Genomic DNA, 10,872 nt, shown 5'->3' with positions numbered 1-10,872 from the left:
GCGGGGGAGGGGGAAACCCCCTTTTCTCCTCAAGAAAAGGGGGTTTCCCCCTCCCCCGCCCGGCTTTCCCCCGCCCTTGTATGCGCCCGCTTAGCGCAGGCGCAGGTCCAGGGCTTCGGGGGTCAGGTCGGAGTGGATGGTCAGGTGCAGCTCGCCCAGGATGCGCTGGAGCAGGGGCCGGGGTTCCTCGGGCTGCTCGACCACGGGGATGTCCGCCGGGGCGTTGCACATGGCGCGCAGTTCCTCCAGGGCGTCGTCGTAGCCGCCCAGGCGGTCCACCAGTCCTGCCTCCAGGGCCTGGTTGCCGGTGAGGGCGCGGCCGTCGGCGATGGGCCGCAGGGCCTCGATCTCCATGCCCCGGGCGCTGGCCACGTCGGCCAGGAACTGTTCGTGGATGTCGGTGAGCAGGGCGTTCAGGTAGGCGCGGTCGTCGCTGGTCATGGCCCGGAAGGGCGAGCCCGCGTCCTTGAGCTTGCCGCTGGTCAGGGCCTGGCGTTTGATGCCCAGCTTGTCGAAGAGCCCTTCCAGGTTGGCCAGTTCCATGATCACGCCGATGGAGCCGGTCAGGGTGGAGGGGTTGGCCACGATGAGGTCTGCCGGGGCGCTGACGTAGTAGCCGCCCGAGGCGGCCACCGAGGCCATGGAGGCCACCACGGGCTTGGCCTCGGCCAGCCTGCGCAGGGCGGAGAATATCTCCTGCGAGGGCGCCACGGCCCCGCCGGGGCAGTTCACGCGGACCAGGACGCCCAGCACGGAGTCGTCGCCGCGCAGGGTGTTGATCCAGCCGGTGGCGTCCTCGGAGTCGTCGATGATGCCCTCGATGCGCACCACGGCCAGCTTGTCGCCGGATTCGTCCAGGGCGTCGCCTCCGCCGCCCTGGGCGTAGCGAAAGGCGGCCACGCCCCCCGCGAGGAGGGACATGGCCGCCATGATGAGCATAAGGCCGAAGAGCAGGGGGTGCCTTTGGCTGAAACTACTCTTCGTCGTCACTGTGTTGCGCGTTCAGGTTGGCCCGCAGCAGGTCACCCAGGTTGGTTCCCGCGGCCTCGCCGGAGGAGGCGGCCGGGCGGAACTCCTTGGAGGAGGGCTTGCGGTCCTCGTCGGTCTTCATCTGCTTGATGGACAGGCCCAGGCGGCGCTCGTCGGCGCTGACGTGGATGACCTTGGCCTGGATCTCGGCGCCTTCCTTGAACAGCTCCGAGGGGCTCTTGATCTTCTTGCGCGAGATCTCGGAGACGTGGACCAGGCCCTCGATGCCCTCCTCGACCTCAACGAACAGGCCGAAGTCGGTGATGTTGGTCACCACGCCGTTGACCGTGGTGCCCACGGGGTAGCGCGCGGGAACCTGGAGCCACGGGTCTTCGGAGAGCTGCTTGATGCCCAGGGTGAACTTCTCGGCGTCCTTGTCGACGGTGAGCACCTTGGCCTGGACGGTGTCCCCGGTCTTGAAGACCTCGTTGGGGTGGCGGATCTTCTTGGTCCAGGAGATGTCCGAGACGTGGATCAGGCCGTCGATGCCGTCCTCGATGCCGATGAACATGCCGAACTCGGTGATGTTCTTGATGGTGCCCTCGAGGATGGTGCCCTCGGGGTACTTCTCGGCGACGAGATCCCACGGGTTGGGATTGACCTGCTTCATGCCCAGGGAGATGCGCTTCTTGTCCGGGTCCACGCCGAGGATGATGACCTCGACCTCTTCGCCGGTGGAAACCATCTGCGAGGGGTGGCGCAGCTTGCGGGTCCAGGACATCTCGGAGATGTGGACCAGGCCCTCGACGCCCTCTTCCAGTTCGACGAAGGCGCCGTAGTCCACAAGATTGGTGATCTTGCCGCTGAACTTGCTGCCTTCGGGGTATTTCTTCTCGATGTCCTGCCAGGGGTCGGGCACGAGCTGCTTGAGGCCCAGGGAGACCTTCTGGCTGTCCTTGTCGAAGTTCAGGACCTTGAGCTGGAGTTCGTCGCCGAGCTGCACCATCTCCTTGGGATGCTTGATGCGCTTCCAGGACATGTCGGTGATGTGCAGCAGGCCGTCCAGGCCGCCCAGGTCCACGAACACGCCGTACTCGGTGATGTTCTTGACCTTGCCGGTGACGGTCTGGCTTTCCTCCAGGGTGGAGAGCAGTTCCGAACGCTTCTTGGCCCGGTCTTCCTCGAGCAGCACGCGGCGCGAGACGATGACGTTGGACCGGCGGCGGTTTATCTTCAGGATGCGGAACTCGTATTCCTGGTCGACCAGGGCGTCCATGTCGGGCACGGGGCGCAGGTCCACATGGGAGCCGGGCAGGAACGCCTCGACGCCGCCCAGGTCCACGGTGTAGCCGCCCTTGATGCGGCGCACGATACGACCCTTGATGACGTCGTCGCCTTCCTGGATCTTCTCGATGTCGTCGAACAGCTTCATCCGCTTGGCGCGCTCGCGCGAGAGCACGATGGTGCCATCGGCCTCGTTCTTGCGCACGACGTACACGTCGACCTTCTCGCCGACCTTCACGCCGATGTTGCCTTCGGCATCGCGGAATTCGTCAACGGGGATCTGGCCTTCGGACTTGAAGTTCACGTCCACCAGGACATGGGTGTCGCCAATGCGGACGACTTCACCCTGGACGATGCTGCCCTCGCCCAGTTCGCCGCAGTCGGCGATGGGAAGGTAGTCTTCGAGAGCCTTCTCGAAACAGATGTCGTCCATGGACATAGGGGTTTCCTCAACAGTTTCAACCATACTACAAAAACCTCCACAACGATAGTCCGCCCCACCTACCAGACCGGAGCCCGCTATGCAAGTCCTGATTTTTTGCTCAAGCGGGATTTCACGCGGGTTTGCGGCGTTACCGGGCGCGAATCCCCCATGCGTCCGCAGGGGATGCGCGGGCCCCGGGCGCGGGTTCCGGGGCGGGGCGGTGCGTCCTCAGGCCAGGGCCACCAGGTCGTAGGTCTGGGCCTCGTGGATGGTCGCCTCCACCAGTGCTCCGGGGGCCACGCCCTCGCCGCTTATGTAGGTCACCCCGTCGGCCTCGGGCGCCTGGAACCAGCAGCGCCCCACATGCAGCCCCGGCCACTCGTCGTGGGCCCGCTCCACCAGCACCCGCTGCGCGGTGTCCTCGTATCCGGCCAGGATGTCGGCGCTGATGCGCGCCTGCTGCTCCATGAGCGCGGCGCGGCGTCGGGCCACCACGGCTTCGGGCACCTTGGCGGGCAGGCCGTGGGCACGGGTGCCCTCCTCGTCGCAGTAGCCGAACACGCCCAGGTGGTGGAAGCGCGCCTGGGCCGCGAAGTCCATGAGCGCCTGGAAGTGGGCCTCGGTTTCCCCGGGGTAGCCCACGATGAGGCTGGTGCGCAGGGCCGCCTCGGGGAAGCGCTCGCGCACGCGCTCCACGACCCGGCGCGGGTCGTTGGCGAAGGGGCGGCCCATGCTCTTGAGGATGTCGGGGTGGGCGTGTTGCAGGGGGATGTCGAAATAAGGCACAAGCGGCGGCCCGGCCTGGCGCATGAAGTCCAGCAGCTCGGGGGTCAGCCCGCCGGGATAGAGGTACATGGGCCGCAGCCAGTCCAGCCCGGGCAGGGGCAGGAGGGCTTCGAGCACGGCGGACAGCCCCCGGGGCTCGCCCAGGTCGCGGCCCCAGGCCGTGAGGTCCTGGGCCACGAGCACCAGCTCGCGCACACCCGAGGCCAGCAGGGCCCGGGCCTCGTCGCGGATGGCCTGCACCGGGCGGCTGACCAGGGGGCCGCGGATGCCCGGGATGGTGCAGAAGGAGCAGCGGTGGTCGCAGCCTTCGGCCACCTTGAGATAGGCGTAGGCCGGGCCGGTGGAGAGCACGCGGCCCGGGGGGGGCGGCGCGGGCAGCTCGCGGCCCAGGGCGGCGGCGATGCGCTCCGGCCAGCGGTGCAGCTCGCGCGTGGGCAGCCAGAGGTCGACCTCGGGGATCTCGCGGGCCAGCTCGTCGCCGTAGCGGCCCACAAGGCAGCCCACCACCGCCAGCAGCGGCCGGGGCTCGGCGGCCTCGATGGCCTGGGCCAGGTCGAGGATGGCGTTTACCGACTCCTCCACCGCCGGGGCGATGAAGCCGCAGGTGTTGACCAGCACCACGTCGGCCGCGGCGGGGTCGTCGCAGGGCGTGAGCCCGGGGCCGAGGCAGGCCAGCAGGCCCTCGGTGTCCACGCGGTTCTTGGGGCAGCCCAGGCTGAGGGAATGGACCGTGATGCGCTGCATGGGGAGGTTCCTCGTGCTTGGTCGGGGTGGCCGGGCGCGGCCCGGCGGCAGGTCTGGGCGTATAGTACTTGAATGCGCAGGGCAAGGGGAGTATCCAATGGACAAAAGCCCCGCAGGCGCGGGGCGGGGGGAGCCATGACCGAGGGCCCGACCCCGGGGCCCGCCCCGGGCCGTCCGCTGGACTGCGCCCCGGGCCGGCCGGTGGACATGAACGCCTTCCTGGCCGCCGTGGTGGACGGCCTGGAGGAGGACATCCTGCTTCTGGACCGCGACGGGCGCGTGGTGGACGTGAACCGGACCATGTACGCGCGCCTGGGGCGGAGCAAGGGGGATATCGTCGGCCTGCATTGCAGCGCCCTGGAGGGCGGCGACTTCTGCCGCAGGCCGCGCGGGAGCTGCCCCTACCAGGAAACCCTGGCCACCGGGCGCAAGGCCGAGGCCGTGCATTCGCAGGTCGGCCCCGACGGGCGCGTGCAGTTCGTGCGCGTCTACACCTATCCCCTGAACGACGAAAGCGGGCGGACCACCCATGTGGTGGAGATGCGCCGCGACATCACCGCGCGCACCTTCACCGAGCAGCGCCTGCAACAGGCCCAGAAAATGGCCGCCATCGGCGAGCTGTCCACCTACATCGCCCACGAGATCCGCAACCCCCTGTTCGCCATCGGCGGCTTCGCCCAGGCGCTGCTGCGCCGCGACGACCTGGCCGCCGAGGTCCGCGAGAAGGTTTCCATCATCATGGAGGAGTCGCGGCGGCTGGACGCCATCCTGCGCAGCATCCTCAACTACGCCCGCCCCTCGGACGCGCGCGCCGGGGCGGCCGAGGCCGTGGACGTGAACCTCGTGGTCGCCGAGACCGTGCGGCTCATGAGCATCGGCTGCGAGCCCGAGGGCATCCGCCTGGTCACGGACCTGGCCCCCGACCTGGCCCGGGCCAAGGGCGTGGCCGAGCTGCTCAAGCAGTGCCTGGTCAACCTGCTCAAGAACTCCATGGAGGCCATGGACGGGCGCGGCGGCGTCATTTCCGTGCGCACGGCCATGAGCGGGGCGATGGTCCTGGTCCAGGTGCGCGACGAGGGCGCGGGCATCCCCGAGGAGATCAGGGACAAGATCTTCAACCCCTTCTTCAGCACCAAGGATACCGGCTCCGGCCTGGGCCTGGCCATGATCCGCAAGATCGTCGAGGAGGCCGGGGGCAGCGTGGAGCTGGAAAGCAAGGTCGGGCTGGGCACGGTGGTCACCCTGCTGCTGCCGCCGGCCCTGGCCGTGGACCACGGCACCCTGGACGAGAGCGTCCGCCCCGCGTAGAACTCCCCCTTCGGCGCCGCGCGGCGCCGCGCAGTGTTCACCCCAGGAGCAAGGAGGCCCCGTGGGCAGGATCGTTTTGGCAACGAGGAACAAGGGCAAGATCGCCGAGCTGGGCGCCATGCTCGCCCTCCACGGCGTGGAGGTGGTCGGCCTGGAGGCCTTCCCCGAGGTGGACGAGGTGGTCGAGGACGGCGACACCTTCGAGGAGAACGCGCGCAAAAAGGCCCGGGCCGTGGCCGAGGCCACGGGGCTTGTGGCCGTGGCCGACGACTCGGGGCTGGAGGTGGACGCCCTGGGCGGCGCGCCGGGGGTCCATTCCGCGCGCTACGCGGGCCCCGGCGCCACCGACGCGGCCAACAACGCCAAGCTCCTGGCGGCCCTGGCGGGTGTGCCCGAGGCGGACCGGACCTGCCGGTTCCGTTGCGTGATGCTGGCGCGCACGCCGCAGGGCCGCGAGCTGTCGGCCCACGGCGCCTGGGAGGGCCGCGTGGCTGGCGCCCCGGCGGGCGAGGGCGGCTTCGGCTACGATCCGCTGTTCATCGACCTGGCCTCCGGGCGGCGCGCGGCCGAGATGGCCCGCGAGGAGAAGAACGCCGTGAGCCACCGGGGCCGCGCCCTGCGCGCCCTGCTGGCCGGCTGGGGGGGCTTCCTGGCCGGGGCGGGCCTTGAGTAGCCCCGGGTCTTGCGCTATGGCAGGGCTTTCGCGGACCTGAACCCCCAACCGCACCCGAGAGGTCGGCACCATGTGTGGAATCATCGGCTACGCGGGCCACAGGCCCGCCGTGCCCCTGCTCATCGAGGGGCTGCGCCGCCTGGAATATCGCGGCTACGACTCCGCGGGCGTGGCCTACGTCGAGGCTGGCGCCCTGCGCCTGCTGCGCGCCGAGGGCAAGCTCGGCGAACTGGAAAAGAAGATCAACGGTCGCGACGTGACCATGGCCACCTCGGGCATCGGGCATACCCGCTGGGCCACCCACGGTGTGCCCGTAGAGCGCAACGCCCACCCGCACCAGGACAATTCCGGCCGTCTGGCCCTGATCCACAACGGCATCATCGAGAACTATCAGGAACGCAAGAACGAGCTTTCGGCGCTGGGCTACACCTTCGCCTCGGAAACGGACACCGAGGTGCTGGCGAACCTCATCTCCGAGGGGTTGAAGCAGACCGGGAGCATCCTGCGGGCCATGTCCTGGGCCTTCGCCCGGGTGGAGGGCGCCTACGCCGTGGCGCTGGTCAGCCCCGAGGAGCCGGGGGTGGTCTACGCCGCGCGCAAGTCCAGCCCGCTGGTCTTCGGCCAGGGCGTGGGCGAGAACTTCGTGGCCTCGGACATCCCGGCCTTTCTGCCCTATACCCGCGAGGTGGCCTTCCTGGAGGACGGCGAGCTGGTGCGCCTGGACGCCAACTCCTGGCAGGTGTTCGACGCCGCCACCCTGGAGCCCGTGGACAAGCCCCTGCACCACATCACCTGGGACGTGCAGTCGGCCCAGAAGGGCGGCTACAAGCATTTCATGCTCAAGGAGATATTCGAGCAGCCCCGGGTCGTTGCCGACTGCCTGGCCGGGCGGGTGGACCTGCGCGCCGGGCGCGTGCGCCTGCCCGAGTTGGACGGCCTGGAGCCGCCCCGGCGGCTGACCATCGTGGCCTGCGGCACCTCGTATCACGCGGGGCTGTGGGGCGCGGGGCTCATCGAGTCCTGGGCGCGCATCCCCGTGCGCGTGGAGATCGCCTCGGAATTCCGCTACCGCGACCTGCTGCTGGACGCCGACGATGTGGTCCTGGCGGTCAGCCAGTCGGGCGAGACGGCCGACACCCTGGCGGGCATGCGCCGGGCGCGCGAGCTGGGCGCGCGGGTGCTCGGGCTGTGCAACGTGGTGGGCTCCACGGTCTCGCGCGAGGCCGAGCGCGTGGTCTACACCCAGGCCGGGCCGGAAATCAGCGTGGCCTCGACCAAGGCCATGTGCAGCCAGCTTACGGTGCTCTACCTGCTGGCCCTGTACTGGGGCGCGGCCAGGGGCGTGCTGCCCGCCGAGGTCTCCGAGCGGGCCCTCGCGGGCGTGCACGGGCTGCCCCAGGTCATCGAGGCCGAGCTGCCGCGCATGCGCGAGCGGGCCTGCGAACTGGCGCGCAAGTATGCCAGCGTGCGCAGCTTCATGTACCTGGGGCGCGGCCGCAGCTACCCCCTGGCCCTTGAGGGCGCCCTGAAGCTCAAGGAGATTTCCTACATCCACGCCGAGGGCTATGCCTCGGGCGAGATGAAGCACGGGCCCATCGCGCTCATCGAACCGGATTTCCCGACCTTCGCCCTGGCCCTGCGCGACCCGCTGTTCCCCAAGGTGAAGTCCAACCTGGAGGAGGTCCAGGCGCGCGACGGGCGCATCGTGGCCCTGACCCACCCGGGCCTGGACCTGGCCGTGGACGACCCCTGGATCATCCCCGAGGTCTGGGGCCCGCTCAACGCCTTCCTGGCCCTGCCCTGCCTGCAACTGTTCGCCTACGAAATGGCCGACTACCTGGGCAAGGACGTGGACCAGCCGCGCAACCTGGCCAAGAGCGTGACCGTGGAATAGGGCGCGGTTGAGGCGCGGGCGCGTTTGTGGCCTGTATCATGTCAAAGAGGCCCCCGGCAGCAGCGCTGCCGGGGGCCTCTTGCGTGGGGCGTGCGGTGGCCGGGTGGCCGCCGCGTCCAGTCCACGCGGGGGCCGCCCCCCGTCATGGCGGGTTGCCCCCCGGGAGGGAGACGTTGACCCTGAGGGCGTTCCAGGGCGACTCCCCCGTGCCGGTGTCCTCCACCCTGCAGGTCAGGCGGACGCCGTCGCGCAGCAGCCGGGAGATGTGTCTGTTGTCGCTCCTGGGAACGTAGCCCAGCTTGGATTCCCCCCTGTATATTTCCACGGCGAAGCCGTCGTGCGGGTTCCCGGGCTCCGCGACCAGGCGCAGCGTTTCGCCGGGCCGCAGCGAGGGCAGCACCTCCCGGCCCTGGTAGTATTGGAAGCCCGCCACGGAGAAGCGGTTGATGACTGTTTCCCTGGCTGCCGCCCGTACGGGAGCGCCCCCGAGGAGCAGGGCCAGGGCCGGTATCGCCCTGAGGAAGCGGCGTCTTGACGTGTTCATGTGTCCCCCTTGCCTGCGGCCATGCCGGTGTCCGGCCTGGCGCGGCGCCGTATGCCGTTGTCGTCGCAGGCGGCAGCGTAGTTGACAGGCATTCCATATTCCGGAATACATGCAGATAAAAATGCACTAATAAAATCAACCTGCTGGAAAGGCCGCCCCATGCCCGCCAAAGCCGATCCGTACAGCTCTCCGTCGCAGAAGGTTCTTGGCCTGTATTGCCTGCTCCTGTTCACGGGCAGGAGCTACACCTTGCCGCAGCTGTCGCGGGAGTTGCGCTGCTCCAAGCAGACCGTCATGCGGCTGGTCGAACAGATCGGGCGCAGCTTTGGCGGCGAGGTGGAGAGCCGTCTGGAAAAAGGCACGCGGGTGTACTGGATGCCGGGGCCCAAGGTGACGCCAAGGGCGGCCCTCAGCGCCGAGGACATCCAGCAGCTGGAGCTTTGCCGGGGGATGGTCCTGCACCTTCTGCCCGAAGGGATTCGCGAGCAGGCCAGGCACGCCATCGCCAAGGCGGCGACGCTGCTCGCCGACCAGGGCGAGCGGGACCAGGCGTTCGCGCCCGTGGCCGTCGCCGGGTTCAAGGGCCGGATCGACTACACCCCGCACCAGGAGCACCTCGCCGCGCTCATCGCGGCCATCCGGGGCAAGGGGGTCTGCGAGGTCACCTACCACGCTCCGAACAACCCGCAGCCAAGGACCTACGCCTTTGCCCCGCAACGGCTCGTGGCGTATCGCGAGGCCCTGTATGTGACCGGGTGGCGGGTGGCGGACGAGGGAGCTGCCCGGCCCTTGCGGTCGATCATGCTCGCCGTGCATCGGCTGCACGGCGTCCGTGCCCAGTCCAGGGCCTTCGGCATGGAGCCCCGGGTCGGCGAGAGGGCGGAGCTGTTCGGGCTGATGGAGGGGGAGCCGTTCCGGGGCAAGGTGAAATTCCACAAGGACGTGGCGGCGTACGTTGCGGAACGCATCTGGAGCGAGGACCAGAAGATAACCCGGTACAAGAACGGAAACGTGCTGCTGGAGTTCACCGCCCGGAGCATGCCCGAGGTGGTCTCCTGGGTGCTGAGTTTCGGTTCCGGGGCGAAGGCCCTGGCTCCCGGGGAGCTGGTCGCCAGGGTGGCCGGGGAGGTCCGGGCGCTGGGCAGGGCTTATGGGTGAGCGTGCCCTGGCCGGGCTTCGGGGCGGGCGGCGCCGCTCGGCGCCGCCCGCAGCGGGGAATCAGAACTTGTAGGTCAGGGTCAGGCCGAACTGCCGGGACGCGCCGTCGAACCCGGCGGGGACGCCGGCGATGGCGTAGCGCACGGTGTTGTACGACGTGTCGAAGGCGTTCTTGCACCACAGGGTGACCTCGTAGGTCTCGTCGGCATAGCCCACGCGGGCGTTGACCAGCTCGTAGCCGTCCTCGCGCAGGGTGTTGGCGGCGTCGTGGTACAGCGGGCCCGTGCCCAGAATCTCCATCCGGCCGAAGAAGCCGGTGTCGTGCGTGTACTGCGCGCCCACGGTGTAGGTGTATTCGGGGGCGTAGGTCAGCTCGTTGCCGGAATAGTCGTAGGGTCCGGCGGCGTTCACGCCGCTCCAGGAGTCGACCTCGGTGTCGGTGTAGCCGAAGCTGCCGAAGAGCTCCCAGCCCTGGTGCGGGCGGGCCCGGACTTCCACCTCGATGCCCCGGGAGTGGGCCTTGGCCGCGTTGGAGATGTAGACGGTGCCCGTGGCGGGGACGGCCTCGGCCACCTGCTTGTCGTCCATGTCGATGTGGAACAGGGCCACGTTGAAGGACAGCCTGTTGTCCAGCCACGTCGTCTTGGCGCCGATCTCGTAGTTCAGGGTGTATTCCGGGTCGTAGCGGAGGGTCTTCGCCGAGGTGGGCGAGGTGTGGTCGAAGCCTCCGGCGAGGTAGCCCCGTGAGACGGTGGCGTAGGGCATGACGTTGGCGGTCAGGTCGTAGGCCACGGAAACCCTGGGCAGCAGCTCCGCGCCGTTGCTCCCGGCGCTGTACCGCGCGTGGGTGACGCCGAACAGGGTCGAGTCGTAGGTCTGGTCGGCGTGCATGTCGATGTAGTCGAGTTTGAACAAGCCATTTCTTCCGACGCAAGCAACGGACATCCCGTGTTGGTTCCTTGAATCGGAAGAGAGCCAAAGGACGAAAAGAGCGCCAAGATGCCTCAAGGCCCGCATCCATTTCTTGAGATTGAACGCCGCCGCGGCCATGAACAGGTTGATGGCGTCGCCCAGGGCGCCCTTCAGGT

Annotated in this window: 9 protein-coding genes; 4 read left to right on the top strand and 5 right to left on the bottom strand. The window is 68.9% G+C overall.

Going from position 1 to position 10,872, the window contains the following annotated elements:
• Nucleotides 1-90: 90 nt before the first annotated feature.
• The 3 genes from sppA to rimO all read right to left on the bottom strand — a co-directional run bounded on the left by sppA (nt 91) and on the right by rimO (nt 4,207).
• Nucleotides 91-990: a signal peptide peptidase SppA gene (gene sppA / locus M0P34_RS09355; protein ID WP_291498649.1), complete on the bottom strand. Its 900-nt coding sequence runs from the start codon at nt 988-990 to the stop codon at nt 91-93.
• Complete coding sequence (locus M0P34_RS09350; RefSeq protein WP_291498648.1) at nt 974-2,719, bottom strand: 30S ribosomal protein S1; 1,746 nt, start codon at nt 2,717-2,719, stop codon at nt 974-976. Before M0P34_RS09350 ends, sppA begins: the two co-directional genes overlap by 17 nt.
• A 186-nt stretch (nt 2,720-2,905) precedes the next feature.
• Complete coding sequence (gene rimO / locus M0P34_RS09345; protein ID WP_291498647.1) at nt 2,906-4,207, bottom strand: 30S ribosomal protein S12 methylthiotransferase RimO; 1,302 nt, start codon at nt 4,205-4,207, stop codon at nt 2,906-2,908.
• Nucleotides 4,208-4,342: 135 nt separating this feature from the next.
• Here rimO and M0P34_RS09340 point away from each other — a divergent pair, with 135 nt between their 5' ends.
• From M0P34_RS09340 to glmS, 3 genes are all read left to right on the top strand, one after another.
• Nucleotides 4,343-5,515, top strand: coding sequence for an ATP-binding protein (locus M0P34_RS09340; protein WP_291498646.1), 1,173 nt, complete (start codon nt 4,343-4,345; stop codon nt 5,513-5,515).
• A 61-nt stretch (nt 5,516-5,576) separates the two neighbouring features.
• Nucleotides 5,577-6,188 carry an XTP/dITP diphosphatase gene (locus M0P34_RS09335; RefSeq protein WP_291498645.1) on the top strand — a complete coding sequence of 204 codons (612 nt, stop codon included), beginning with the start codon at nt 5,577-5,579 and terminating at the stop codon, nt 6,186-6,188.
• Nucleotides 6,189-6,258: 70 nt separating this feature from the next.
• The gene (gene glmS / locus M0P34_RS09330) at nt 6,259-8,082 is read left to right on the top strand and encodes a glutamine--fructose-6-phosphate transaminase (isomerizing) (RefSeq protein ID WP_291498644.1); all 1,824 of its coding nucleotides are present in this window, start codon (nt 6,259-6,261) and stop codon (nt 8,080-8,082) included.
• 142 nt (nt 8,083-8,224) lie between these two features.
• Here glmS and M0P34_RS09325 read toward each other — a convergent pair whose 3' ends face one another.
• A complete protein-coding gene (locus tag M0P34_RS09325; protein ID WP_291498643.1) occupies nt 8,225-8,626 on the bottom strand; it encodes an HIRAN domain-containing protein in 402 nt (133 codons plus the stop codon).
• Nucleotides 8,627-8,785: 159 nt separating this feature from the next.
• On the opposite strand from M0P34_RS09325, the gene M0P34_RS09320 reads away from it, so the two are divergent.
• Nucleotides 8,786-9,784, top strand: coding sequence for a WYL domain-containing protein (locus M0P34_RS09320; protein WP_291498642.1), 999 nt, complete (start codon nt 8,786-8,788; stop codon nt 9,782-9,784).
• A gap of 60 nt (nt 9,785-9,844) precedes the next feature.
• On the opposite strand, the gene M0P34_RS09315 is transcribed toward M0P34_RS09320, so the two are convergent.
• Nucleotides 9,845-10,699, bottom strand: a complete 855-nt coding sequence (locus M0P34_RS09315) for a TonB-dependent receptor (RefSeq protein WP_291498641.1) — start codon at nt 10,697-10,699, stop codon at nt 9,845-9,847.
• Between the last annotated feature and the right edge of the window lie 173 nt (nt 10,700-10,872).

This window comes from Desulfocurvus sp. (assembly GCF_023230885.1).
Classification (GTDB): domain Bacteria; phylum Desulfobacterota; class Desulfovibrionia; order Desulfovibrionales; family Desulfovibrionaceae; genus Desulfocurvus.
This window is presented reverse-complemented; position numbering and strand designations above follow the sequence as displayed.